Origin of the sequence: uncultured Psychrosphaera sp., assembly GCF_947500655.1 — a bacterium.
Classification (GTDB): Bacteria; Pseudomonadota; Gammaproteobacteria; order Enterobacterales; family Alteromonadaceae; genus Psychrosphaera.
Genome location: NZ_CANMSK010000005.1, coordinates 48,389 through 74,247, shown reverse-complemented (window position 1 = coordinate 74,247; position 25,859 = coordinate 48,389). Strand labels below are relative to the sequence as shown.

24 protein-coding genes are annotated in these 25,859 nt (G+C 35.8%); 3 read left to right on the top strand and 21 right to left on the bottom strand.

The genetic code is table 11. The features are described from left to right. Window positions 1–3 precede the first annotated feature (3 nt). Window positions 4–2,604 carry a hybrid sensor histidine kinase/response regulator gene (locus Q0940_RS06340; protein ID WP_299265759.1) on the bottom strand — a complete coding sequence of 867 codons (2,601 nt, stop codon included), beginning with the start codon at window positions 2,602–2,604 and terminating at the stop codon, window positions 4–6. 174 nt (window positions 2,605–2,778) lie between these two features. On the opposite strand from Q0940_RS06340, the gene Q0940_RS06335 reads away from it, so the two are divergent. Further along, the gene (locus Q0940_RS06335; protein ID WP_299265757.1) at window positions 2,779–3,510 is read left to right on the top strand and encodes an FHA domain-containing protein; all 732 of its coding nucleotides are present in this window, start codon (window positions 2,779–2,781) and stop codon (window positions 3,508–3,510) included. 250 nt (window positions 3,511–3,760) lie between these two features. Here the strand turns inward: Q0940_RS06335 and Q0940_RS06330 are convergent, their stop codons facing one another. The 15 genes from Q0940_RS06330 to Q0940_RS06260 form a co-directional block, all read right to left on the bottom strand. Beyond that, window positions 3,761–5,041, bottom strand: coding sequence for a cation:dicarboxylase symporter family transporter (locus tag Q0940_RS06330; RefSeq protein WP_299265752.1), 1,281 nt, complete (start codon window positions 5,039–5,041; stop codon window positions 3,761–3,763). A gap of 10 nt (window positions 5,042–5,051) precedes the next feature. Continuing rightward, window positions 5,052–5,942: a transporter substrate-binding domain-containing protein gene (locus tag Q0940_RS06325; RefSeq protein ID WP_299265749.1), complete on the bottom strand. Its 891-nt coding sequence runs from the start codon at window positions 5,940–5,942 to the stop codon at window positions 5,052–5,054. A 27-nt stretch (window positions 5,943–5,969) separates the two neighbouring features. After that, complete coding sequence (locus Q0940_RS06320; RefSeq protein ID WP_299265746.1) at window positions 5,970–7,070, bottom strand: DcaP family trimeric outer membrane transporter; 1,101 nt, start codon at window positions 7,068–7,070, stop codon at window positions 5,970–5,972. Window positions 7,071–7,430: 360 nt separating this feature from the next. Beyond that, complete coding sequence (locus Q0940_RS06315; protein WP_299265743.1) at window positions 7,431–7,808, bottom strand: ribonuclease domain-containing protein; 378 nt, start codon at window positions 7,806–7,808, stop codon at window positions 7,431–7,433. 300 nt (window positions 7,809–8,108) lie between these two features. Beyond that, a complete protein-coding gene (locus tag Q0940_RS06310) occupies window positions 8,109–8,321 on the bottom strand; it encodes a hypothetical protein (protein WP_299265740.1) in 213 nt (70 codons plus the stop codon). Between the two features lie 234 nt (window positions 8,322–8,555). After that, on the bottom strand, window positions 8,556–9,047 hold the full coding sequence (locus Q0940_RS06305; protein WP_299265737.1) for a hypothetical protein: 492 nt from the start codon (window positions 9,045–9,047) through the stop codon (window positions 8,556–8,558). 174 nt (window positions 9,048–9,221) lie between these two features. After that, window positions 9,222–9,626: a hypothetical protein gene (locus Q0940_RS06300; protein WP_299265735.1), complete on the bottom strand. Its 405-nt coding sequence runs from the start codon at window positions 9,624–9,626 to the stop codon at window positions 9,222–9,224. A 187-nt stretch (window positions 9,627–9,813) separates the two neighbouring features. Next, window positions 9,814–10,383, bottom strand: coding sequence for a YopT-type cysteine protease domain-containing protein (locus Q0940_RS06295; protein WP_299265732.1), 570 nt, complete (start codon window positions 10,381–10,383; stop codon window positions 9,814–9,816). A gap of 10 nt (window positions 10,384–10,393) precedes the next feature. Further along, window positions 10,394–10,591 carry a hypothetical protein gene (locus tag Q0940_RS06290; protein WP_299265730.1) on the bottom strand — a complete coding sequence of 66 codons (198 nt, stop codon included), beginning with the start codon at window positions 10,589–10,591 and terminating at the stop codon, window positions 10,394–10,396. Window positions 10,592–10,695: 104 nt separating this feature from the next. Continuing rightward, on the bottom strand, window positions 10,696–11,343 hold the full coding sequence (locus Q0940_RS06285; RefSeq protein ID WP_299265726.1) for a DUF2589 domain-containing protein: 648 nt from the start codon (window positions 11,341–11,343) through the stop codon (window positions 10,696–10,698). Between the two features lie 405 nt (window positions 11,344–11,748). Further along, window positions 11,749–12,423 (bottom strand): DUF2589 domain-containing protein, encoded by a 675-nt coding sequence (locus tag Q0940_RS06280; protein WP_299265722.1) that lies wholly within the window; start codon window positions 12,421–12,423, stop codon window positions 11,749–11,751. A gap of 37 nt (window positions 12,424–12,460) precedes the next feature. Beyond that, complete coding sequence (locus tag Q0940_RS06275; protein WP_299265720.1) at window positions 12,461–13,060, bottom strand: DUF2589 domain-containing protein; 600 nt, start codon at window positions 13,058–13,060, stop codon at window positions 12,461–12,463. Between the two features lie 27 nt (window positions 13,061–13,087). Next, on the bottom strand, window positions 13,088–13,768 hold the full coding sequence (locus Q0940_RS06270) for a hypothetical protein (RefSeq protein ID WP_299265717.1): 681 nt from the start codon (window positions 13,766–13,768) through the stop codon (window positions 13,088–13,090). 44 nt (window positions 13,769–13,812) lie between these two features. After that, window positions 13,813–14,361, bottom strand: a complete 549-nt coding sequence (locus Q0940_RS06265) for a UpxY family transcription antiterminator (RefSeq protein WP_299265714.1) — start codon at window positions 14,359–14,361, stop codon at window positions 13,813–13,815. Window positions 14,362–14,749: 388 nt separating this feature from the next. Next, complete coding sequence (locus Q0940_RS06260) at window positions 14,750–15,262, bottom strand: AraC family transcriptional regulator (protein WP_299265711.1); 513 nt, start codon at window positions 15,260–15,262, stop codon at window positions 14,750–14,752. 398 nt (window positions 15,263–15,660) lie between these two features. Here Q0940_RS06260 and Q0940_RS06255 point away from each other — a divergent pair, with 398 nt between their 5' ends. Next, window positions 15,661–18,963 carry a winged helix-turn-helix domain-containing protein gene (locus tag Q0940_RS06255; protein WP_299265708.1) on the top strand — a complete coding sequence of 1,101 codons (3,303 nt, stop codon included), beginning with the start codon at window positions 15,661–15,663 and terminating at the stop codon, window positions 18,961–18,963. A gap of 66 nt (window positions 18,964–19,029) precedes the next feature. Next, on the top strand, window positions 19,030–19,419 hold the full coding sequence (locus Q0940_RS06250; RefSeq protein ID WP_299265702.1) for a hypothetical protein: 390 nt from the start codon (window positions 19,030–19,032) through the stop codon (window positions 19,417–19,419). Window positions 19,420–19,864: 445 nt separating this feature from the next. Here the strand turns inward: Q0940_RS06250 and urtE are convergent, their stop codons facing one another. The 5 genes from urtE to urtA all read right to left on the bottom strand — a co-directional run bounded on the left by urtE (window position 19,865) and on the right by urtA (window position 25,831). Further along, window positions 19,865–20,560 (bottom strand): urea ABC transporter ATP-binding subunit UrtE, encoded by a 696-nt coding sequence (gene urtE, locus Q0940_RS06245; protein WP_299265700.1) that lies wholly within the window; start codon window positions 20,558–20,560, stop codon window positions 19,865–19,867. A 14-nt stretch (window positions 20,561–20,574) separates the two neighbouring features. Then, complete coding sequence (urtD, locus tag Q0940_RS06240) at window positions 20,575–21,384, bottom strand: urea ABC transporter ATP-binding protein UrtD (RefSeq protein ID WP_299265697.1); 810 nt, start codon at window positions 21,382–21,384, stop codon at window positions 20,575–20,577. Beyond that, window positions 21,384–22,583, bottom strand: a complete 1,200-nt coding sequence (urtC, locus tag Q0940_RS06235; RefSeq protein WP_299265694.1) for an urea ABC transporter permease subunit UrtC — start codon at window positions 22,581–22,583, stop codon at window positions 21,384–21,386. The genes urtD and urtC overlap by 1 nt, the downstream gene beginning before the upstream one ends. Then, window positions 22,583–24,250, bottom strand: a complete 1,668-nt coding sequence (gene urtB / locus Q0940_RS06230; RefSeq protein ID WP_299265688.1) for an urea ABC transporter permease subunit UrtB — start codon at window positions 24,248–24,250, stop codon at window positions 22,583–22,585. Before urtB ends, urtC begins: the two co-directional genes overlap by 1 nt. Window positions 24,251–24,547: 297 nt before the next feature. Continuing rightward, complete coding sequence (urtA, locus tag Q0940_RS06225; RefSeq protein ID WP_299265686.1) at window positions 24,548–25,831, bottom strand: urea ABC transporter substrate-binding protein; 1,284 nt, start codon at window positions 25,829–25,831, stop codon at window positions 24,548–24,550. Window positions 25,832–25,859 lie beyond the last annotated feature (28 nt).

Genomic DNA, 25,859 nt, shown 5'->3' with positions numbered 1-25,859 from the left:
TATTTAATTTTTAGTTATTGCAGTACTATGTTGCGAAATAAGCTTAGCGAGCTTATTCGCTTCAATCGGTTTAGAGGCATAGTCATTCATGCCAGCATTTAAGCAAATATCAATATCTTCTTTACCGACATTTGCGGTTAACGCGATTATTGGCAAGTCTTTGAATATAGGAATAGTCCGTAGTATTTTGGTTGCTTCTACACCGTCTAAAACTGGCATTTGCATATCCATTAATACAACATTAAATGTGTCGTGATTTAGCTCAAGCAACTCGATAGCTTCAGCACCATTGTCAGCGACTTCAAATGTAGCACCTAACTTAGATAATATTTTTCCACACACAGTCTGATTAATTCTATTATCGTCAACCACTAGCACATGCATCCCTTTTAATGTATCGGCATCAAATTCAGTTGGTGACTGGGCTATAGACTGTTTAATATCTTTGTTTTTGATTAAGCTGAGTTGTTCATTAATGACATCAAATACGTCGGATGGTGTGATTGGTTTTACCAATAATTTATTTATAGAATCAGAAAATCCAGCTTCTCGCATCACTTCACGTCCATACGCGGTTTCCATAATAATTACTGGTTTCTTATCTGAGCTTAGCTCTGTGATTTTTTTTGCAATCGACAAGCCATCTTTACCTGGTAAGCGCCAGTCCATAAAGATTAAGTGTATTTTTTTACCCGCTATAATAGATTGTTGGTAAAAGGATAAGCTATCTTCGCCTGTTGCAAAAGACGTCACTTGGCAGCCAAAGCTGTTTAAAATTGAAGATAAATACTCTCTGGCCACGGTATCATCATCAACCACTAATACATTTAGCTTTTTAAAGTCGATTTCATCGTATGCGCGGTACTGTACTTTAGTTTTACTCCGTGAAAATGGCAGCTCTACTATAAAAGTTGAACCTTCATTAATTTTACTGTTGATTGAAATTGAACCACCCATTAACTTAGTTAATTGGTCAACAATTGAAATTCCTAAACCTGTACCACCAAAACGTCGAGTTGTTGATGTATCTGCTTGTTGGAATGGATTACGAATTAACTCAATGGTTTCTTCACTCATACCACAACCGGTATCGGTGACGGTAAATTTTGCTAACACCACATCATCTTGTTCCGCGGTTGCTATATCTAAAGTGACACGACCTTCACTAGTAAATTTAATTGCATTACTGATTAAGTTGATAAGAATTTGGGTTAATCTAAATGCATCACCAGATAGTTCAGAGATAACGTCATCTGAAATAGATGTTAATACTTGGATATCTTTATCTTTTGATAATTGGCGACTCATACCGGCTACGTTGTCTAATATTTCGTGTAGATGGAAGTCTTCTTTTTCTAGCTTGAGCATATTGGAGTCGATTTTAGAGTAATCCAAAATATCGTTCACTATTGATAATAAATGTCCACAGCTCGACTCTAAGGTATTAATTAACTTAAGTTGTGATTCAGTTGGTGAGTCATTTTTGATTAAAAACAACATGCCAACAATTGCATTAAGTGGCGTTCTGATCTCATGACTCATATTTGCTAAAAAGCGACTTTTGAATTCAGCACCCTTTTTTGCTTCCGATAAAGAATGAATAATTTGTTGCTGGTGTTGGCCTTTTATTTTTTGATAACGGATCGCGATGAAGAGGATGGCTGTACTAAAAATACTGATCAGTAAGAAGTAGATTAGGTAATGGTATTGCAAATCTGAAATTGCTGAATTCACTCTTTTGGCGGGAGTGGATACAGCAATAAATCCAGAGTAAAGCCCATCTTGAGGACTGTGTTGCATCGATAAAATCGAGCCTGATTTATCTTTAATAGTTTGTGTTGTTGCTAAAGAAGGTAATAATTTTCTGCCGATATTTTCAGTTATCGTCGCGTGCTCTCGGTCGGGTAAAACGTTGCCCCATCTCAGTTCATCGTTACGGTGGTATAAATAATAACCTTGATTATCAGTATGCATAAACTCTAAATCTCTAGATTCTACGAACTCATTAACTTTTTTATACAGGTTATTCAAATCTAAATTTAGAATCACAATGCCAATACGTTCGCCTTGTTTATTTGTGATAATTTTTGCCGCACGTGTTGTTGTCACAAAAGGCGTTTGAATAACGCCTTGCTCTATATTTAAGTCTATATTTGACCAGTAAGTATTACCTTTTGGGGTTGCCAGAGCTTCTACGAAGTAAGTTCTAGAGGATTTGTTTTGCAAATCTGACGGTTTAGCAATAATAATTTCTGGGCCTTTATGATCCACCCTAATTTCTTCCATGCCATCTTGATCAATCACTCTAGCTTGTAAATATAAGTTTTCTCTGGCATTTAATAATTCTTGGAAAAGTAAGGCTAGTGATTTGGGAGCATCAAGGTGGTTGGCATAGGAATTAACTAACAAAGTTAGATCTTGTTCTACTACGTTTTGTAATTCCCGAAATGATTCTTTAGATAAAATTAATACTGAATCTCGTTCATTTTTCAGTTCAAGCAGGATTAAGTTTTTATCTTTTACATAATTGAAAATTAAAGCGACAACTAATAAGGCAAACAATAGTAGAGAGGAAACTGCACCAAATATTCCATCTTTTATCATTAGTTAATACCCATAATAATCTTGCTATTTCATTGTGTTAAGGATTATAGCACCAAATTAGAATTGTATATCAATTTGATAGCTAGTTACTTTAGAGGTTTGGACTGAGAAGGGATTATTGACCCGAGTGTTTCAAGAATGCATTCAATTATAGAATGGGACAATGAGTAGTGGGTGATAAAAGATTTAAGTAAAAATGGTACGTATATCAACGGTAAAGCGATAAGCAATAAAGCGCGTAGTTTGATTAAGCTAAACGACGTGATTAATTTTTCAATTAATGGCAGTAGTTACATCGTAAAAGACTTATCACCTCCATGTGATATGTTAATCCCAATAGATAACTCGGTAGCAACAGAAGCGATTAAATTAAAGACATATAATTTATTACTAAACGATAATGAGCTGGAAATAGCTATAATTTATAATGCGCTTGCTGAAAGCTGGTATGTCGAACATATCAATCAAGAACATGAAAATACGGTTTTCTTACAAGATCATGCTCAAATAACCGTGAATAACGTTATTTACCAATTACAATTGAGTCGCATAGTCAGCGACACTCAAACCCTGTTCAATACTAAATGCAGTTTAAATGACTTATCCTTTATATTTTACCTTAGCTTGGATGAAGAAATTACACATTTGCAGCTGCAATCTCCTGTTGGGAGTATTGATATGGCAACAAGAGTTCATCATTACCTAACATTAAGTTTAGCGCGCTATAAAGTTGAAGATATGCATAATGATGTAAAAGAGGAGCTTCAAAGTTGGGTGAATACAACAAAATTATGTAAAGACTTAACGCATTTAAATATTCAAATTCATAGAGTTAGGAAACAATTTACAGATATACTATATGATTATATTGGTGCAACAGAGTTAATTGAAAGGCGTAAAGGATAAGTACCTTTTACCGGGCAGGCGTTCGAAATTTATAAAGGAAAAAAGTTAGAGTTATCAAATATAACCAACACATATGAACACTCATAGTAGAGTATTAAATAGCCCAATTAACGGACAATATGTCGGACATTACCAACTTCAAAATATTATTGTTCAAGGAGGAATCGGAGTTGTTTATTTGGCCCACGATAACCTCCTGACACGAACTGTTGCTATTTCACTAACCAAGTCCATATATTAATGGTATTACTTATCGTTTGTTTTTAGCTAGGTCGTAAGTTTTTTTAGGGAAGATAATAGTAATTAATGCACAAGAACTATGAACAATTGCTAACACCCTAAATGGAGCAATAATCGGATCAATTACTACAAATAAAATGAGTACTGCATCCAAAGGCAATCCCAATGGCCCAGATACAATTCCTAACATAGTGAGCAATGATACACCTGATGATCCCGCTGTTGCAGTGCCGGCTAAAACTGAACCAAAAACCACAAGTAAGAACACTCCAAAACTGACATCTAAACTATAAATCTGTACAACAAACATGGTTGCTAATGAGAAATACAGTGTTGGTCCAATTCGACATAAAGTAAAAGTGAGCGGGATAAGTAAATCAATTTTTTGTTTGTCATACCCTAACTTATCATGCATAGCTTCAAGTGCACTAGGCAAGCTGGCCATGGTATTTGATGTCGATAACGATATCATAATAGGCTCTTTTAATGCTTTTAGCGGCATAGTAAAAGATCCAGTTCGAAACTTCATAACAATAGACATGAGCAAAAACCATATGATGAAGGTCAGTATGACTAAAGGTACAAACTTCACCATGGCAAGCAATGCATCAAAGCCAATCTTTGATAGTGTTGATGCTAATAAACCACATATACCGAAGGGGAAAAGAAACATAAGCCACTGTACTAATTTTGAAAAAGAGCTATATATTGCATCGAAAGTGAGAAATATGTGATCTGATGTTTGTTTTTTTAATGCACCAATAGCGAAGCCAAATAAAATAGCAAAAAATAAAATTTTAATGGTAGAGCCGCTGCTTAATGCGCTAAAAATATTTGAAGGTACTAAGGTGAAAAGCAATGCAGCCATAAACGACTCATCTTCTGGTGCTTGATAAGCTTCAAATAGATTAACTTCTAAATCAGGCTCGGATAAATCATGAATAATATTACCTATGGCAGCCAATGAGTTACTGCCAAGATTACTACCTGGACTAATCGTATAACCGATAATACTGCCTAATGTGCTAGCAAAAATGAGACTCAGAACAAAGGTAATAACAAGCCTAGATAAAAATTGTTTATTATCTGTTTGTTTAATTAAACGACCAATACTTAAAGAGATAGCTGTTAATAGAATAGGTAATATACACATTTGTAAAATACTAAGATAAAGATTTCCTAGAGGTTCAACAATACTTATATATTGAGGTTCAACAAACCCTATATATGCACCTGCTCCAGCACCTATTAATACAGCCCATCCGCTTTTTAACCATTGAAAATATTGCATAAATAATCCTTTAATTATTAACTTTCGTTATGTCGTAGCGATTTAAATGATCAATCACCGAATCATATTCAAAAAGGACAGAATTAGCGGTTAGCTTTAGTCCAATTGAATCTATATAAAAATCTAGAAGTGCTTTAAGGTAATTTGCATGAGAAGGTATAGCTATGCCTTTAGGATCAAAGTCGTCTTCTAATACAACAGTTAGCAGATTTATCGCGCGATCTTTATTATCTAAAATAACTTTTTTTATCTCAGCTTCATCCCTAAATCCTGCAATTATTTGTTGCGATAAAACGGCATCGACCACTTCTTTCCAAGAGCTGTACTCTTTGATTTTCATGTTATTGAATCGTTGCTTTGCATAATTCACATACGAAGAATTCCCTATTACACCTAACGTTCCTTTTAGCTGCTGAATAACTTCTTTTTTATGTCGACCACTAAGTTGCTGTTGCAATAGGACTCGATTCACTAATAGCCCTTTGCGCAACATAATATATGGCTCAGTGAACAACACTTTAGTTGCCCGAGAAAAGGTAATGCTAAGTTTACAGATAGCTAAGTCAGCCTCTCCTTGAGCAACGATATTTATCACTTCATCTAACGTATTAGCGTGTCGAATAAATTCCACCTCGAGCCCCAGCCTTCTTGCAAAACCTTTTATAATTTCAACATCAACACCTGTTAGCTCATTTTCATCGTTAACAAAGTAAAACGGTGGAGTGTCTCTTTTGTACATAGCCACACGTAAAACTTTTCTTTCAAACAGTCCAGCTAACTCTTTAGCGTGAGGTTGTTGTAATTTTATAGTTTGTGTTTTGTCATTAGCTTGAGCGTTTGAATCTAACGAGATTACAAATATAAAAATTGTCAAATATATGTATTTTTTATAATTTATCATTGGAGTATTTCCTTATATCGGTGAGTTCTAAAAGCGAATTTTTGTTGATAGTTGAAAACGCTTTATATTGCCTTGAGCTCCAGATACTTTTATTAAATTAACTTGTGAGTACTCAATACCAGCTTCCATATGTGGTGTAACAGACCAAATAATATTGCTATGAAAAGATGTTAACGTTTTGGTATTACTATTGAATGCATTTTGAGTATCCATAGATGGATAATCGATATCCATAAACCCTGAACTCATATTGACGCGTAATGTTTCATTAAAAGTATGTTGATAACTTAAATAACCTCCTTTGGCTTCCAATAACATTAAATCGAATTCACTGTGAGTAGCTGACAATGATTGAGTCAGTATTCCCGCAGCTCCTGCTGCTTCTTGAATATAACGGCCAATACCAATTCCTTGGCTGTAATGAAATTTAATTAGATCTTGAGGTGTTAGCTGGGTTTTACCTGAAACGCCTAAGCCGTAACCAATTTCACTGAGGCTATTAGAATCAGTTTGAACCTTGTGTTTTCTCAGTACATTTTGTAATGATAGATGGCCCCAAGCTGATTGGTATTTCGCTTTGGCTGTGAAATCAAAAATAGGATCTATGCTTGGGTCAGACTTCGCGTCTGTAGAATCTAGACCTGTTTCTGTAAAATCTACATCTGTTTCTGGGTTTTCAATTGAATAACTGAAAATTAAATGTTCCGTGCTATGTGAGTAACGTATTTGACCTTGCCTAATAAATGACTGTCCTGTGTCATTAGAAAAATCTAACGTTTCAGGGAAAGACTTAACATCTACATAATTTGACCATGTTTGCCCCGCTAACCATTGTCCGTAAGACATATAAGCGTGACGCAACCTGAATGACGAGGCGTTTGAAATGTTTTCTGAATTAACAGGACTGTTAGAGCCTCCAGCATAGAAATCGCCCTCTAATATCGTCGTATATCTTTTACCTAAAATATCTTGTGATGTTGAAATATTGAGTCGACTTTCACGAGCATGAATACGAACTTGTCCTTTAGGGTTATCAGTCGTTATATTCGTGTAGTCAATACGATCTCCGCTAGTGACTCCAGCATCGTAAATAACATCGAGTTTAATCATACCGCTAATATTGAACATTGGTACTTGGCTTTCTTGACTGTATGTAAAAAAAGGAAAGGCCAATAAGGTGAAGCTGAAATAAATAGTTATCGCACAACATAATTTATTGAATATACACATGTTAAATATGCTCCATTTAACGTGGTTTAAAGAAAGTGGATTGCAAACTTTTATAAGGATAATAAGTAGTAGCACCAGAAGTCGCTGATGCTAAAATTACATTTTTATATTGGTTAAACGAAGTAGATTTAATATATTGATAACAAGAGGTTGGTTGTTTTCAGCTATTGCTTTTTATAAAACTCGGCTAAAAGTTTAACCGAGCTAATAAAAGTGAGCTATGAAAAAACATTTAAAAGTTTCACACACCTCTATGGGTTATCTTATCTTGCAGAAATTCCGGTAGTGATCTTGCGTAAAGTAGCTTGCTAAAATCTTCTTTGGATTATCTTGAGTTAGAATGACAACACGATGCCGTCCTCTGCCGCTAAAGCCATCCTGACCAAGATCAAACTCGTAATAGCTTTCATTACGGCTAAGCTTAGGTAATTTATTTTCATTGTTATTAAAAACATTTAATCTTACTTTGTTTTCCATAATTACATATCTAGCCATTCTGTAATTTTCATACTCATCATTGCTCTTAGTTGGTCCTCTTTTTACACAATCCTCAGGCTCTTTTGCGATTGTATTAAAGGTGAGTAGTAGTGTTCCGATTAAAAAAATAATCACTTTCATAGTTAGTTTTAAATTCATTTTTCTTTCCTTAAATAAAATTTTGATAGATTTACAAAATCTAAAGTTTATTTTTCTGAGCGTCTCGTACTGCTTCATCGCATTTTCTGCATTTGATGAGAAGCTCAAGCTCTTACCGAAGTTTTTTATTATTGAGTCAATATTGACTAATAACGATTTAAAAATAGAAATGCAGATAAAGTCTGTATTTTTAATAAAGCTTCGGAGAGTAATTTGATGGCTGTATCGTAGGGATAAAAAGAGTGCTTTTATCAAAGCTAAATTTTGCTATAACTTCTTTAAAAACACCCTGTAGAAAGTTTACAATTCGCCAGGTTGAGGTGCAGGTATGCCTGTTGCATCTCCCCATGCTCGGCGGAACTGAGCATCATCCCATCTATTATTTTTAGGTTTTCCTATGTTTACACTAAGTTCACCTTTTCTAATATTGAAGTTACCATTAGTAAGTTGAACTAACTCACCTCCGTGCCCTTCAACATATTCTTGTAAGTCTTTTGTTTTAACGTTTGACATATTTAATTTCCTTTATGTGTTATTTTTAGAGAAAACTTCCAATAAGTACCCGCAAATACACTGACAGTGCATAAGGTTAAATAGTTACTGATACTTTAGGAATATTGTTTTCGTTAGTGGGGATTTGACTATTTATTAATTCAAAGCCGTCGTGATCGTTTAGGGCTATAGAATTATTGTCTTCTTAGGTTTTGTTTTTCCTGAATTCAGGAGGCGTTATTCGTATGCTTTTATTTACATTATTAACTTACCTACGCCTCCTGGAAGATATCCTGCAATAGTGTCGGTTAAGTTGTTGGTTCCTTCTATATCCATATGTCCGGTATTTATTTGTGGTTGCCCTCCATTCATACTAACTGAGACAGCTCCACTGTTAGCCGGTCTCATATGGAGGTGAACTACAAAATTTTTTAAATAACTGGATAATTCGACCAAATCTGTCGAATAATTTATAGATTTTACATTGCCATAATATAACCAAATTTGATCTGGGCTAATGTCCAGATTCATTATATCTATTATTTGTTTTGCTTCATTTTTTAAATGACTTGCTGCTGGATGATGATACATTCCTGCTACATTTGTAGTGGTATTGATCATAATGACGGCTGAGCAACTTTGCAGCGCATTGCCTGGGGCAGCCAATGAAGGCCCTGTATAGATAGTATTATTATTTAAGTCATTTATGACGAGTGCTTGACCCATTGCTATGTGATAATTTGGCATAGTCGCTCTCCTTGTTATTCGATGTTAGTTTTATAGGTGAGTTAAACTTGACCTTGCTTAAGCTGTTCAAATTTTTTCATTGCACTTTCAGCAACTTGATGACTTGAGCTACTCGAGACACCACAGCTTTGATTGGAGCAGCTAAAGCTACTTCCTTGTATCAAAAGCTTGGGATCAATGAGTATTTTCTAATACACTGACATCACATGTGATCGAAGTAGTTACTGATATTCTAAGTATATTGTTTTTATCCGTTGTGCTTTGACTCACTATTGTCCCAGTTGCCGTTGCGTACAACCGATCTACAGTATTTCTACTTTCTTCGATTTTATATTGCCAAGAGCCTGGAGGTGTATTATGTATATGGCCTGGGTGCCTATCAACATTAGGGTATGAAAAGCCTATAACACGCTTTAGTTCGTTTTTTTTCTCATCTAGTTTATATATAGCGTTCCAAGAATTAGTATCACGTAATGTATTAATAATTGTCTTTATCTCTTCTTTAGTTTGATCTACAGAATCATCTATATTCAGTGTTACTAATGAAATAGTAGTTTTGATAATCGGTTTATGAGGCATTTTGACTCTCCTAATTAATAAAGTTTTTAACTGATCAGTAGTCAGTTGTTGTATTAAATTTTGTTGGCCCACATCCAAATAAAGGTGTGATAACCGCTGGTGCATTACAAAATTAAGTGGTGTTATGCTCTCGTTTGAGTGCATACATTTGTTTATTGTTTTTGTATGAAGTGATGGAACAGGTGTTTTAGGTTAAGCTTAAAATCATAAAGCGGGTGCATGGTCCAGGGTTACCTGGACCTGACTGAACATTCCAATATTCAGCCGTGAACCAGTTTCTGAAGTTGTCACGAGAATTAAATCTGGCACAGCCATAATTGGGATCAAAGAAATCGACTTCAGCGCCATTTCTAGCAAGGGCAATCGTGTGTTGTGACCCTCCACTTATAAATGAAATTAGTTCATAACCTTGAGTCAACCCCAAAACCACAGAAATTCGCTCAGCCGTAAGAGCCGTAGAGATGTCTTTTTCAACTCCTTGATTTAACCCCGTCGCATTGTTGAAACGGATGTAAGCCGCATCTGAAAAGCCATCAATGGAAGATTGAAAGTTTTCCACATCTCTTATACTGCTAGGAGTCAGGATGGAGGCACAGAATGTTTGCAGTTGTTCGAGTTTATGTTTTTTGATCCAGTGTAACGATAAACCGGAACAAGCACCTTGCTGCGTGGTACTGGCGATGTTTATTGGGAAATCAACCGCTTGATTAAAAGCAAACATATTGACTCCAGCAAATTGGATTAAACTTGGTAACATAATAGTTCTCCTAGTTAATATTTTGCTTAAGCTGTTCAAATTTTTTCATTGCACTTTCAGCGACTTGATGACTCGCACTACTTAATGAAATAGAGACGTCACAGCTTTGATTGGAGCAACTAAAGCTACTCCCTTGTATTAAAAGTTTGGGATCAATAAGTATTTTTCCCTGACAACTAGGGCATTGAATTTCGCTGTAATCTTTCATACCAACCTCTTTAATAATTTAATGTTTGTAGAAATTGCTCGACCTATAAAGGTCGAGCATGAACTATGTTGTTGCCAACATTCTCAATTCTGAGTTAAGTCAGATTATGCTGTTGCCGCTTCAGCTTTAAGCTGAATAGGAGCAATACATTGAGAGAAAGCTTGTATGATGGTTGTCACGCCTTCAGGTAACGGTAATTGACCTGCGTGTGCATTGATCTCATATCGTGCAGAATTTGACTTCTCATAATGAGATTTTTCTGATGACGCCGATTTACTCGACGAAGATACAGAACCACTCACTTCCGCAGAGAAACAGCCAAAACCGACTCTCGCACTAAAGCTTCCTTCAGCCGCAGATTCAGATTCACTTGATGTTTCTTTGTCATTTGAGAAAGAGCTTTTAACTTCCATTTCAAATTTTACAGAGATGTCATCAACCGCTAATGAATTAAGAGGCATAATGGTTAGTAGAGGTAAGTCAAATCTAGTTTTAACTGGGTCTCCCGCGCTGCCATCTGCTTTAACAACTGAACGAGTTAAGGTCATATTAATCATGATAGGATCATAATTTTTATTGTCGCCGTCCTCTGTCACGTTAAAACAAGTGCTCAGTAAAAACTGTGTTTGGGTAATTGCCATTTTGCTGTTTGCTTCTGCACCAGCAAGTAAAGGCGCGCTGATCAGTGATTTAACTGGTAAGCCACTAAATTGTTGTGCCATAGAGACTAAAGCTCGATTATCATCAGGCATTGTTATTTCCTCATTAAAATAAATGTAAAATATGATTTATATCAGGAATGCTAATTTGGTGTTTTAAGCTTCCGTGTTATAAAACAGTGGCCTTGTTTACTTAATTAACTGTGAACAGTTATGTTGATAAGACAAACAAGGGGTTAGCAGACAATGTTCTTCCTGAACAACGGCAGTTGCATTTTGAAAATGCCACTCTTAAGCTCATTCAAATAATTATGAAGTGCTTTTAAGAGGCAAATTAAGTTCCATCTTAATTTCTTGTAAACACAATCGTTCGGCACTATGAGTGCTATATTGTGTTTGGTATTTTTGGGGATGAGATGTAAAGAGTGGATGCTTTTTATGTCACACTCTATTAAGTTTTGTCACAGCTAGCTATTAAAGCTCACCTTTTAACATGAGTTAGACTTGAGATTCAGTCTGTTTATTTTTCTGCTGGCTGTTCTCTGCCTTCAGGTGGATAGGCGCCATAGACTTACTAAATGTTTCAATTATTGTTGTTACTCCTACAGGCAAAGGAATTTGACCTGCGTGGGCTTTAATTTCGTATTTAGCTGAATTTGACTTTTTGAAGCTCGATTTATCACTGCTATTTGAGCTTTCTGACGCAGCAACCGAACCGCTTAACTCTGCTGAAATATTATTATTGTTAATTTTTCGACTGATAGAGTTTTCGTCTTTGTTTTCTGCTGATGCGTCTGATGAGCTGTCCGAAGTAAAGGAGCTTTTAACCTCCATTTCAAAACTGACGTTTATATCATCCACTGCTAATGAATTTAATGGGATAATCGTTAACAAAGGCAAGTTAAAGTCAGTTTCAACGGATTCAGCGGCTGAGCCGTCAGCATTAATAACTTGCCTAGTTAATGTCATATTGATCATGATGGGTTTATATATTTCTTTATCACCTTGTTTCTTTAAGAAAAAGCAGGTTTCTAATAGAAACTTAGTCTGTGTAATTGCCATCATGTTATTTGCTTGTGTTGCAGCTACGAGTGGTGCGCCTATCAGTTCTTTCATTGGCAAGCCACTAAATTGCTTCGCCATTGAAACTAACTTCTTGTTTTGATCTACCATTTTATTTCTCCTTGAGCTCAAAGCCTGTTAATAATGTTTAACCTGGAATTTGTGCTCTTAAGGCTTTTTCATAGCCTTCAATTATTTTTTGTAATCCCTCTGGTGGCTCATGGCCAACCAAGCAGATTTCGATATGAGTATTTGTCGTGTCTTTGGTGATAGTGTCTTTCCCTCCACTGACTTGCGGAGGTCTAAATGCCACATAAAGCTCGTCACTATCGTCTGCAGTCACTTCTAAATCAGCTGAAAAATTTACATTTTGTATTCTAGGGCTACTGATCGGACACAAGGTAATTAATGGAACCTTCACAACAGTTGAATCAACACCGTTTGCACCTTGACTTGGGAATGCCATTGCTACCATTTTAGGGCGATAAGTTGCTTCATCTTCACTGCCCTTGGAACCATCTTCCGGAAGCTCATTTATTTCTTTTAGCAGTGCATCAGCTCTTGCTGTGTCACCACTGTTCATTGCTTCGTTGAGCTCTTTTGACTTATCGCGTCGCTCTTGCGTTTCTTCATTGACAACTTTGTCAAAAAACTTATCAATATGTTTAAAGCCAGCGGACTCAACAGCTTGTGCTGCGCTATGTATGCTTTGTTGAACAGCGTGCATCAATGCTTGAAAACGGATCATAGTATTTTCCTTATGGGTTATTGGGGTTTAAGTATGGGTATTATTGGAATTTAATGTTTGTTCATAATGGGCAATGACATCATTGAGTTCATCGCTACTAAGCTCTGGGTTAATAGAAATAATTAGTTCGTTAGTTTGCCCATCATTTATATGCTTCTTTTTCTTATTAATGTCCGCATTTTGAGACATACGTATATATAGTTCGTCATCATCCTGATAAATGCTGTGCATTTTAGAGGTGAAAGTTAATTCTTTAATTTTAGGTAGAACAACAGGAGATAGAGCTAATAATGGTACATTTATATACTCTACTTCCCATAAACCATTGCGATAAACCGGCATTTCAAATGAGGTCATTTTAGGACAGTAATCCTCTAACTGACCTTTAGAAGGGTCGCTTAACTCCTCGATATCTAGTTTTAAATCTGTGAGTAAATTAGTCGCCGTGTTAACCGCGCCGGCGTTAAGAACCTTTTCAATTGCGTTCAGTTTATAATTCACTTTTTTTAAGATGTCAGGTTTAGGCTTCTTGTTGAAAAACTGTTCAATATACTCTAACCCTACGCATTCTAAGGAGGCATTGGCCTTAATAATATCGTTTTGTATTTGTTGAATTAAGGTTGAAAACTTTATGTCACTTTCAATACGCTGATTTTTACTTTTTGAGCTTTTACTTAAGCGTTGAAATAATTTGGTAAAAATATTCATATTCATTCCTTAAACGGTAATGGGGTAACCATGAAGTCACAGTTTTACTGCTCTTGTAGAGCGTCCTTAGGTACTTTGATATTGAAAAATAGTTTCAAACTTTTTATTTCTACCGCTAAGTTGTTATTGCTTTGATCTTCCAATAAAACTCCCTGGTATCCAGCTAAAGCACCTTTTGTAATTTCGACTTTTGTTCCTTTAACGAATTTACTCGGTGGGCTGTATATATCGGATTGATGCTTAACAACCTTTTGTATCATCTCCATTTGTTCTGTAGAGATTTTTGAGGGCTGTGGGCCAAATCTTACATAGTCGCAAACGCCTTTCATTTTTACTATTTGATGGAAAGCGTTATCATCATGTCTTACAAAAATATAATTTCTAAATAGTGGCACTTTTTTAATTCGAGTCCTGTCTCGCCACTGTTTAACTTCTTCTCTTAGCGGTAAATAGGTTTCATAATTTAATCCATTAATTTGACTGTAATCTGAAATACACTTTTGCAGTGCTTGTTCAGAATTGTGCTTTGTATAAATGGCATACCAATGTAGTGTCATTTCCTTGCTCTCCTTGTTACAAGTAAGCTCCGCCATTTCAGTCCATTTTGAACTAAAATTATTTCCTATCGTTTTATTACTGCGTTTAACAACTTCGCTACCTGTGCTGTTTGAAACAATAATCTAGCGTATCAATTTCATAAATTCTTTTGATGGCGTATGAGAAACTTTTTAAAGAGTAATTACTTACTTGTTACAAGATTCTTGCAAAGTTTCTCTATATAAATTACATGCCAGTTTAATGTCACTTACTAACTATTAGAGTGACAAGTAAGCTCCGCCATTTCAGTCCATATAGAACTAAAAAAATTATGCTCTTTCTTTTTCATAACCTTGTTACTTGTGCTGCCTGAAATATTAATTTAGACCTCTGCGAAAAAAATTCTTTTGATCCCGTGTGTAAAACTTTTGAAAGAGTAATTATTCATATTCTGGTTAATTTTCTTTGTTGACGAGGAGATATCTTGAAGTACTTCTTAAAAGCAGTAGAGAAGTTAGCGCAGTTTTCATAGCCAACTTCAAAACCTATTTCTTGTATTGAAAGGTTGGACTCAATTAGTAAAGATTTAGCTTTGAGCATTCGATGCTCTCTAGTCCATTCAAATACACCAACACCTAAGATTTGTTTAAAGCTTGCAGCTAATTTACTTCTATTTGAACCCACTTTAGTTGCTATATCATCAAGCATTAATTTGCTATTGAGGTTTTTCTGAATGTGAAGACATGTATTTTGTACTAATAGATTATCTCTATTACTTACATTACCTATATCACCCTCCAAAGTGATTTTTGTGTGGGGATTTTCAGTATTTGATTCTACGCTAGAGCATTCTTGTATTTCTACTTTATAGCCACTGGCTTTTAAAAGCTGTATAAAATAAGGAAAGTTTTCAAAACTCAATTTAACCATCAGTGTCTTATAACTTAAATGCTCCATAGCTTTTCCTTGCTCAGTTTGTTTTGTTAACAAACGTCCCAGAGTTGCTGGGTATATTTAGAATAAGAAAGAGCATAAGAAAATAAGACGAGGTTACTTGACGTGAGGCTTACAGTTTCTTACCAAACTATTACCAATTAATAAAATTTATAAAAATCAATGGGTTGGTTTTGTTGTGGAAACATGGTTTAGTGTGAATTTATTTGTCCTAGCAGTTGATAGTTATTTTCTAAGTTGTAATCTAATTTGGTTTTGACTAATTTTTGGGGTCATAGCAACAATTATATTGAGCGGGATAAATACTACCTATAAGTAATATTTATTCAGCTTCTCTCTATACTTTTTTGCATCTTAGAAAATTAACTGGCTAGTGCTTAACAGATGAAAAGGTATTAGCTTTGAGCAATTCAACCGACTTTATAACTCGCCCTTTTTACGTAGAAGGTTTGTACGTTGAGCCATCACAATGCATTATCATTATTAAAAATGAGACACATAGTATCCAACCTAAAGTTATGGAGGTATTAACTTACCTTTGCAGTAAAAGCGATCAACTTATTTCTAACGATGAATTAATTAAGGCTTGTTGGCCAAATCAATACATTGGAGACAGTCCGCTACATAAATGTATTGCTCAGCTACGTAAAGTATTGGGTGATGATCCAAAGCATCCACGTTTTATCAAAACTATTCCTAAAAGAGGTTACGTATTCATTGGCAAAACCAAAGGTTTAGACACTAGGCCTCAGAAGTTAGCTGTTAACTGGAATGGTGATCCACCTTATGCCGGGTTAAAACCTTATACTTTTGAACAAAATTTCTGTTTTTTTGGACGGGAACAAGTCATTGAAGATATTCATTGCTGGCTCGCTCAAAAAAATGAAGATGAGCCTATGTGGTTATCACTTTCTGCACCTGTAGGAGCCGGTAAAAGTTCTCTTGTGTATGCTGGATTACTGCCTAAATTAGTAACTCATATTTTTGTTGATAAAAAGCATCAGCAATTTTGCAATACTCTAGATCTAGCTACGATAAAGTCACCTAATACAGCGTATTTAAATTTATTATCATTGTTAATGAAAAACGAATTGTTATCAGCAAGCTTGACCATAGAAAACTATACAGAACTAATATCAAATCAAATAAAAAACCTTAATGAGACTGAAATGATTGATCAATTTCAGTCTCATTTATTGGTGAAAAATAGTCATAGTCGGTTTGTTATTTTTATTGACCACCTGGAGTACTTATTTGACAACTACTCTACAAACAAACCCAGTAAAGAACAGCTTGGATGTTTTTTTTTACTTATACACTTATTAGTAAGTTCCAAAAAATGTTTTTTGATAACTGCTATTCGTGAACAATTTTTACCTGATTTCCACCAAGTTAATAGACAGAAGCCGTTGGCTTATCACTATAAAATACCAGCATTCAACCACACTGAACTTATTGATGTTGTTAATAAACCAGTTGAATTGGCTGGCCTCAGTTTTGAATATAACCAAGAAACTAGGGAACGTTTGTCTAGTGTGATAATCCAGCAATTACAAGTAGAGCCTTTCCCTGTAAGCATATTGCAGTTTTGTCTTGAACAGCTTTATCAAAAAAGAACTAAGCAACTGATCACTAATAAAGTTTATAAAAGTATTGGCGGTATTACCGGCTGCTTAGTTTTGATTGCGGAACAAAACTATCTAGAGTTGACAGCTCAAGAGAGAAAAGATTTTGAAAGTATTTTATTTTATTTATTGGCACTTAAAAAAGATGGAAAAACTGTAATAAGTCAAAAATCTTGCTCTATTAATAATTTTACAGGAAAGGGCACTCTTTCCGTTATCAATAGATTCATCAACTCAGGTATTTTTCGATTAACATACTCGAACGAAAAAACATTTTTTTGTTTAACTCATAATAGTTTATTAACAGAATGGGCGAGAATAAATCAATGGATTAAAAGGAATATAAAAGCATTATATCTTCGCCATGATTTGGATGTTGCAACGGAGAGATGGCTATATCACGAAAAAAGTACACACTTTTTACTTCACTCCAGTAAAAAAATAAAAAAACTTAATCAAACGGTTACTAGCAATAAATTTAGTATCACCGAAGATGAGAAAGAGTTAATAACCTCATCTAGTACTATGTTAGCTCGTATAGGTTTTGCAAAAAAAATGATGTTTACAGTATTCTCTTTAAGCATTTTCAGTTTGTTGTGGCTATCAATATCTTTAACCCAAAAAAATGAACAAATTACAGCGACACGTAATAATGCGGAAAGTTTGATTTCTTTTATGCTATACGATTTAAAAGATAAATTAGAACCTCTTGGTAAGGTTGAATTACTCAATATGGTCGGGAATAAAACACTCGATTATTTTGCCGTGTCTGGAACAGATCATTTAATTGGCAAAACGCTCTACCAATGGATTGAGGCATTACAGCTTTTAGGCAATGTGAGCATCAGTAAAAATAATTACGCGGAAGCAGAATCATATTTTAACCAAACAATAAACGTTTTAGAGCACGCGTTAGAATCGGATGGAGATAACGAAAAACTACTAGAATTGGCTATGCTATCTAACTATTGGATGGGGTATTCTGCTTTTTTACAACAAAACTACGACACAGCAGAACCATTTATGCGTAACTATCTTGCATACGCAAACAAGTTAGTGAAATTATTTCCAAAGCAAGATTGGCAGTTAGAGCAATCTTATGCTTTAAATAACTTAGGGTCTGTGGCTGAAAAAAAACACCTATTAAGTATCGCAAATGACTACTTTGAACAGTCGGCATTAATAAAGCTAGCGTTATTGGAAACACAACCTAATAATTTAGCATTAAGAGTCGATTTAGCCGATACCCGCTCTTGGCAAAGTAATATTCAAGCCAAAAATGGCAAGCTTATTATAGCTATACAGTACTTGCAGAGAGCTATATCACAAATTGAAAAAATCTCCTCAATTGAAGAAAGTTTTAACAATATAGAAAGCTTAGCTCTTTTGGAACACAAGCTTGCATTGTTATATTATAATAATAGCGATTTAATTAATGCGTTACATCACTCGAAAAAAGCGGAAAATAATATAAAACGCTTGGTAAATAATGATCAAAAGAACTTTTTGTATAAAGAAGATTTATTGTGGAGTTATTTATTGTCTGTTCAAGTCTTGATAAATCAGGCTCAGCAAGATCAAGCATTAGTTCTTATCGGTAGAGCTAAAAAATTACTTAACCAGTTAAAAGTATCTGATACTCAAAAAAATCAAATCATACGAGCAAACGTTTATTTATTGCAACAGCAAGCTAGAATTATGGCTTCATTAAAGCAATACAAAAGTGCGCTTGTTGCAATAACAGATGCGGTAGAACTATTTAAACAATCTTTATCTGTAGAGGACAACACCTCATTTTACTCGCGAATTATATTAACAAAGTTAGGTATAATAAGCATGACCAAGGATGTTGATAAGATGGTTATACATCGAGAGTTAGATGTACTTTTAAAGTTACTCGCTGCTAAATTAACCCCAACTAACCCAGATTATGATGTGATTTCTATCTACTTAACAATTCTAAAGTTTATGGATAAATTGCCTATCGATGAACCATGGTTGAAGCTTTACGAAAGTTCTGATTATAATATCCCCGATTATTCAATTATAAGTAGTATGGATATCAAAAATGAAAACTAATTTAAGAGCAGTTAGTTACTAACATATTATTATGTAAATTTTTTAAACATCTAAAGGAAAAGATCAATGAATAAAATAAAAAATCATATCCAGCTACTTTTAAGGATAAATCAGAATCCGGATCATTCTCATAGCTTCCAATATTTATGTCTAATGGAAAGTGGTGCTGTGGTAAATTTACAGGGCTTGGTCATTTCTGAGGCCACTAAAATAACACTTGAGCTAGACTCGGCTACAAACGCTAACTTTGATATTACTCAATGCTTAATTCCTTGTGATCAAAAAACGCTAACAGCTGAAATTAAACATGTTGATGGGAAAAAAGTTGTTACTTTAATCGATCGCGATAATGAAAAAGATCCTGAAGATTATAACTTTATTATTATTGCGGTAAATCTCCACACTCGTGAGCAAGTAGTATGTGATCCGCAAATTCGTAATAGAGGAACAATGTAACTATTTATTTGTATAATCAAAATGTTTAGCTAGATTAGAACACTCAAATAAAAGCCTGAATAGAAATATTTGGGCTTTTGCATAACATGGGTAAATTTCTCTTATACTTACCAGCAACTAGATAGCAAATAATTGTACTTACCATTCGAACCCTACTCTGAATTCAGAGCAGGGAGCTAGGTTCAATATAAACCCCTTATTTCACACTATGAAATAAGCGTTTTTTTTATGAGTGATTTTGACTAATTAGCAGAATGCAAAAAGTCTAAGCTACTCATTGTTTATTTATCGGGGTTTCAAATGTTGAAACATCGATTATGCTGAGATGATTTTTTATCTGTGTAACGCCGCCAGACTCAGGAATCTCTCACTCTAAAAAAGACGTATACAGAAGTAATACCAACTATTTATGCGAATTGGTGTAAGTCTATTTAGTCAGTTATCTCTAAACTGACAGGTACTTACCTACTAACTCATCTGTTAACTCAGCCATTGATCCTGATGCAATAACACTGCCTTTTTCCATTAAATGGAACTCTTCGCCTACTGCGCGAGCAAATGGTAATTTTTGCTCAACAAGAACAATGGTCATGCCGTGTTCTTTGTTGAGTTTTAACAATACGTCACGAATAAGTTGAACTATATTTGGCTGAATGCCTTCATTTGGCTCATCAAGGATCAGAATATCAGGGTTGAGTACCAAGGCACGGCCAATCGCTAATTGTTGCTGCTGACCACCCGATAAATCACCGCCACGGCGCTGAAGCATTTCTTTTAATACCGGAAACAATTCATAAATGTACTCAGGAATAACTTTGCTAGTTTGGCGTTTGCAGTTAAGGCTAAGCTTTAAATTTTCTTCCACGGTAAGTTGTGGAAAAATATGACGACCTTGTGGTACATAACCCACGCCAATTTCAGGACGGGTTTCCACGGACTTTTTTGCCATATCTTGGTCGTTAATCACTAACGAACCTGTGCTTATTGGAAGCAAGCCCATAATCGATTTTAAAAGCGTAGTTTTACCTACGCCGTTACGACCCATAATACAAGTACGTGAGCCTTTTTTAATATTGAGATTTAAATCCCATAATATTTGTGTGCCGCCGTATTTTTGATTTACATCTTTTAATTCAATCATATTAATTTCTAGCCTTAACCCTGATCTTCGCCAAGGTACACCTGAATAACATCAGGGTTACTTTGAATTTCTGACATGCTGCCTTCTGCTAACACGCTACCTTGATGTAACACTGTCACTTTACGCGCTATCGACCGAACAAATGCCATGTCGTGCTCTACTACAATGACAGAATGCTCACCCGCTAGTGAAGTTAACAATTCAGCTGTGCGTTCAGTTTCTTGTGCCGTCATACCAGCTACCGGTTCATCAACCAATAAAACTCGGGGCTCAGCGGCGAGTAACATGCCAATTTCTAACCATTGTTTTTGACCGTGGGATAAACGCCCCGCAGCGTAATAACATTCTTTGGCCAAACCTATGGTGTGAAGAACGTCAGCAATTCGATCTTTTTGTTCGCTAGAAAGCTTGTGGAATAATGAGGTGATAATGCCTTTATCGCCTTTCAAACTTAACTCGATATTTTCAAATACGGTTAACTCTTCAAAAACAGTTGGCTGTTGAAATTTACGACCAATACCTGCACGTGCAATTTCTGATTCACTTAATTGGAGTAAGTCAACCTGTTGACCAAAACTCACCTTGCCAAAATCTGGGCGAGTTTTACCGGTAATAACATCCATTAAGGTTGTTTTACCCGCGCCATTTGCACCGATTAAACAACGTAATTCACCGTCGTTTATGTATAAATTCAAATCATTTAATGCTTTGAAACCATCGAAACTTACGCTCACATCTTCAACGTATAAGATAACGCCATGACGTGTATCTGGTTTTATGTTCTGTTCGGCTAAAAGCGGGGAGCCTTTTTTATCAACAACCATTATTTAGCCTCCGCCGGGTTTGAAATATTATTACTTTCTGAACGTTTATTCTCGTAATTATCTGATGGTTCAATACCATCGTTCTCTTTTTCTGAACCTTTCGCCCAACTTGCTGGCAACATACCGGCAATACCTTTTGGTAATAACAAAGTAGAAAGTACAAATAAACCGCCCAGTGCGAACAACCATGCTTCAGGCATAATTGCGGTAAAACGAGTTTTTGCGTAACTTACTAATACTGCGCCAATAATTGCACCGTATAATGTACCTCTGCCTCCAATAGCTACCCAAATAACCATTTCAATAGAATTAAGTGGAGAAAATTCACCAGGGTTGATAATACCAACCTGCGGTACATATAACGCACCTGCAACTCCTGCTAACATGGCTGATACAACGAATATCCATACTTTGTAATGTTCAGTTTTAAAGCCAACAAAACGTGTTCTGCTTTCAGCATCTCGTATAGCGGTTACCACACGGCCCATTTTTGAGCTCACAATATAATGGCTAATAATATAACCAATACATAAGGCAACAGATGTTGCCACGAATAGGACTAACTTAGTGCTTGGGTTTTGTAATGACAAGCCGAATATTTCTTTAAAATCAGTTAAACCATTGTTACCACCAAAACCCATTTCGTTACGGAAGAACGCTAGCATTAATGCATAGGTTACCGCTTGAGTCATAATTGAAAGGTAAACACCACTTACACGTGAACGGAATGCTAAGTTACCAAATACGTAAGCTAATAAACCTGGGCCGATGAATACCATCGCCACCATCCACAAAATATTGTCAGAGCCTGCCCAGTACCATGGCATTTCGCTCCAGTTCAAAAACACCATAAAGTCAGGTAGATCTGGGTTGCCGTAAACACCACGGTCACCAATTTGGCGCATTAAATACATGCCCATTGCGTAGCCGCCAAGCGCGAAAAATGCGCCGTGACCTAAGCTTAAAATACCGCAATACCCCCACACTAGATCAACCGCTAAGGCTAATAATGCGTAACATAAATATTTACCAAATAAGCTGATAGTGTAATCACTCACATGCAGGAATGAACCTTCAGTGAAGGCCAAATTACATACTGTTGCGTACAAGGTTGAAATTAATAAACAGCCAATTACAAAATGTAAGCTACTAAGTTTTTGAATTTTTTGCCCAAACGGCGATTGAATAAAAGTGCTCATTAGTCTGCTGACCGCCCTTTTTGTGGAAATAACCCTTTAGGTCGTTTTTGAATAAACAACACTAAGCCAACTAATACGATGATATTTGCTAATACTGAACCAGTTAACGGCTCTAAGAATTTGTTGATTGTACCTAACGACATTGCCGCCACCAACGTACCCCATAAGTTACCTACACCGCCAAATACAACCACTAAGAATGAGTCGATAATATAGGCTTGGCCTAAGTTAGGTCCTACGTTTGTTAACTGACTTAAAACAACACCAGCCACACCTGCAATACCAGAACCTAAACCGAATGTGATGGCGTCAACCCAGTTACTTTTAATACTTAATGCACGTGCCATGTCTCTGTCTTGCGATACCGCTCGAACATGCAAACCTAAAGATGTTTTCTTTAAAATAAGCATCAATGCAAAGAACACCATCAATGAGAAAATAATGATATATAAACGGTTATAGGTCAGTGCAAATACTGGATTGATTTCAAGAGAGCCGCTCATCCATTCTGGAGATGACACTTGACGGTTAAGTGGTGAAAAGATCGTACGAACTAGCTGCTGAAGTATTAAACTAATACCAAAAGTTGCTAATAAAGTTTCAAGCGGACGACCTTTTAAATGACGAATAACACCACGTTCTATAAGTACACCAACTAAACCAGACACTAAAAATGCTGCTGGTATTGCCATTAATAATGAATATTCAATTAATCCTGGGAATGCTTGCTGAATAACGTAAGTGGTATAAGCACCTAGCATCATCATTTCGCCATGCGCCATATTGATTACGCCCATTACACCGAAGGTAATGGTTAAACCAATTGCGGCAAGTAAAAATACAGAGCCTAAACTTAAACCGAAAAATAAGTTTTCAATGATCTCGAAAATATTACGGCGTTCGTCAATTTTATCAATCGCTAAGGTTAATGCCTTGGCAAGCGCTGCTTGATCAGCTGTTTTGACAGTACCTTGTTGGGCAAGTTGTTGCGTTAAATCGTCAAGTTTTTTTATCATCATATTTCTAACAGATGGCTCTAAGCTACCTTTTAAGTTTTCAATAGCGCCAAGTTGCTCGGTAATCATCCCCGTTTTTAAACTGTTTACGGATAAAGCAACGTGCATTAACTCTTTTACATCTTCGTCTTTTTCAGTATTAACTAAAGTTGCTAATGCAGTAATTGACGCTGTATTTGGTTTATCAAGCAATTGCTTAACCGCTTGTAAGCGTATGTCTTCATTCGCATCAGTTAAATCAATTTGTGCTAACAAGCCCCGCATTTTTCCACGCAATGCGTTGTTGGTTCTTATCTTCTTTATTTTATTCTTCTTCATTTCGCCCAGTGATTCACCGGTGAGTATGTTAGAAACGTCATAATTTTTTGATAAGTTCTTTTGCGCTTTAACAATCGTTTTACCTGATTTTACGTAATACAAATCACCATTCATTAAGGTGGTAAATATTGAACGTACCTCAGGTGCTTTTGTTTCTGCAATTGCAGTGATTAACGCCGGCATTTGCTTTAATTTGGTTGTAGGCAGTTGCGTCATTAACTCAGTTAGCTGATCCTGACTTTCTGTTGGCGTGTTAGCAAAAGAGCCAAACGACAATAGGCATACTGCAAATATGGGGAGTAATGTTGAAAGTAATTTGGATAATAATCGCATAGTTGCGTATCCCTTAGTTGAATATGAATGAGCTGATAACGAGCAATTACTGCTTTGTTATCTGTAATTCTTGGTTGTAGTTAGGTATAACATTGATTTTCTCTGCGATTGCACCACTGAATATTTAATGCAATTGGTATTAAACATATACTCAAAACATTCTATTTAAACTCTAGAGAATACTTTGAGTATATGGGAGACTTTCACCTCCCATCAGTTTACAAAATAGATTTTAGCTTCTAAGTGCTGCATGAGCGCTATCCATAGCGCTTTTAGCAATAATTCCTACAAGAGGACTTAGAAGTTTTGACCTGAGCATTTAGCAGTTTTAACATCGAAGTTTCCGCAAGATACTGGTGCTGTCCAATCTGAAATTAAGTTTTTAGAGCTTTCTAAAAAGTCTGACCACGCATCACCAATAACGGTATCAGCAGTTTCCCAAACAACTTCAAATTGACCATCTTCTTGGATCTCACCAATTAATACTGGCTTAGATAAGTGGTGGTTGGCGTTCATGACGGCAATACCTCCAGTTAAGTTAGGAACAGCAACACCAATTAGTGCTTGCTCTACAGCATTTACGTCAGTAGTGCCTACTTTCTCAACCGCTTTTGCCCACATTTTGAAGCCAATATATGTAGCCTCCATTGGATCATTAGTTACACGTTTATCATCGCCGATAAATTTTTTCCAATTAGCTATAAATTCTTCGTTTTCTTCAGTTTCAACACTTTGGAAGTAGTTCCAAGCCGCTAAATGACCAACAAGTGGTTTAGTATCAAAACCAGAAAGCTCTTCTTCACCTACTGAGAATGCAATAACTGGAATATCTTCTGCAGAAATACCTTGGTTACCTAATTCTTTGTAGAATGGAATATTTGCATCGCCGTTAACCGTTGAAACAACGGCAGTTTTCTTACCCGCTGAACCAAATTTTTTAATTTCAGCTACAATACCCTGCCAGTCAGAATGACCAAATGGTGTGTAGTTGATCATGATGTCTTCGTCTTTAACACCTTTCGCTTTCAAGTACGCTTTTAATACTTTGTTTGTTGTACGTGGGTAAACGTAATCTGTTCCCGCTAGTACCCAACGGGTAGCTCCTATATCATTCATTAAATAATCAACTGCGGGAATAGCTTGTTGGTTTGGCGCAGCACCTGTGTAGAATACGTTTTTAGATGACTCCTCACCTTCGTACTGTACTGGGTAGAATAATAAGCCGTTTAATTCTTCAAGTACTGGCAATGCAGATTTACGTGATACTGATGTCCAACAGCCGAAAATAACATCTACTTTTTCTTTCGCTAAAAGCTCACGTGTTTTTTCAGCAAATAATGGCCAGTTTGACGCAGGATCAACCACTACAGGTTCAAGCTTTTTACCTAATAAGCCACCTTTAGCGTTTTGCTCTTCAATCATCATTAAAACAGTATCTTTTAATGTGGTTTCAGAAATAGCCATGGTGCCTGAAAGTGAATGCAAAACACCTACTTTTATAGTGTCTGCTGCTGATGCGATGTTAGTGATTAAGCTACTCGCAACAATTGAACTCGCGATTAACAGTTTTTTAAATTTCATTATATTGTCCTTGGTGATTAAGTGTTAC

Bases quoted from the DNA above. Each gene is read 5' to 3' on its own strand.
- Q0940_RS06340 (WP_299265759.1), bottom strand. From the start codon at position 2,604: ATGATAAAAGATGGAATATTTGGTGCAGTTTCCTCTCTACTATTGTTT.
- Q0940_RS06280 (WP_299265722.1), bottom strand. From the start codon at position 12,423: ATGGTAGATCAAAACAAGAAGTTAGTTTCAATGGCGAAGCAATTTAGT.
- Q0940_RS06305 (WP_299265737.1), bottom strand. From the start codon at position 9,047: ATGCCAAATTATCACATAGCAATGGGTCAAGCACTCGTCATAAATGAC.
- urtC (WP_299265694.1), bottom strand. From the start codon at position 22,583: ATGAGCACTTTTATTCAATCGCCGTTTGGGCAAAAAATTCAAAAACTT.
- Q0940_RS06265 (WP_299265714.1), bottom strand. From the start codon at position 14,361: ATGGCGGAGCTTACTTGTAACAAGGAGAGCAAGGAAATGACACTACAT.
- Q0940_RS06250 (WP_299265702.1), top strand. From the start codon at position 19,030: ATGAATAAAATAAAAAATCATATCCAGCTACTTTTAAGGATAAATCAG.
- Q0940_RS06315 (WP_299265743.1), bottom strand. From the start codon at position 7,808: ATGAATTTAAAACTAACTATGAAAGTGATTATTTTTTTAATCGGAACA.
- urtA (WP_299265686.1), bottom strand. From the start codon at position 25,831: ATGAAATTTAAAAAACTGTTAATCGCGAGTTCAATTGTTGCGAGTAGC.
- urtB (WP_299265688.1), bottom strand. From the start codon at position 24,250: ATGCGATTATTATCCAAATTACTTTCAACATTACTCCCCATATTTGCA.
- urtE (WP_299265700.1), bottom strand. From the start codon at position 20,560: ATGATTGAATTAAAAGATGTAAATCAAAAATACGGCGGCACACAAATA.
- Q0940_RS06325 (WP_299265749.1), bottom strand. From the start codon at position 5,942: ATGATAAATTATAAAAAATACATATATTTGACAATTTTTATATTTGTA.
- Q0940_RS06300 (WP_299265735.1), bottom strand. From the start codon at position 9,626: ATGCCTCATAAACCGATTATCAAAACTACTATTTCATTAGTAACACTG.
- Q0940_RS06275 (WP_299265720.1), bottom strand. From the start codon at position 13,060: ATGATCCGTTTTCAAGCATTGATGCACGCTGTTCAACAAAGCATACAT.
- Q0940_RS06320 (WP_299265746.1), bottom strand. From the start codon at position 7,070: ATGTTCAATATTAGCGGTATGATTAAACTCGATGTTATTTACGATGCT.
- Q0940_RS06290 (WP_299265730.1), bottom strand. From the start codon at position 10,591: ATGAAAGATTACAGCGAAATTCAATGCCCTAGTTGTCAGGGAAAAATA.
- Q0940_RS06310 (WP_299265740.1), bottom strand. From the start codon at position 8,321: ATGTCAAACGTTAAAACAAAAGACTTACAAGAATATGTTGAAGGGCAC.
- Q0940_RS06285 (WP_299265726.1), bottom strand. From the start codon at position 11,343: ATGCCTGATGATAATCGAGCTTTAGTCTCTATGGCACAACAATTTAGT.
- urtD (WP_299265697.1), bottom strand. From the start codon at position 21,384: ATGGTTGTTGATAAAAAAGGCTCCCCGCTTTTAGCCGAACAGAACATA.
- Q0940_RS06330 (WP_299265752.1), bottom strand. From the start codon at position 5,041: ATGCAATATTTTCAATGGTTAAAAAGCGGATGGGCTGTATTAATAGGT.
- Q0940_RS06270 (WP_299265717.1), bottom strand. From the start codon at position 13,768: ATGAATATTTTTACCAAATTATTTCAACGCTTAAGTAAAAGCTCAAAA.
- Q0940_RS06295 (WP_299265732.1), bottom strand. From the start codon at position 10,383: ATGTTACCAAGTTTAATCCAATTTGCTGGAGTCAATATGTTTGCTTTT.
- Q0940_RS06260 (WP_299265711.1), bottom strand. From the start codon at position 15,262: ATGGAGCATTTAAGTTATAAGACACTGATGGTTAAATTGAGTTTTGAA.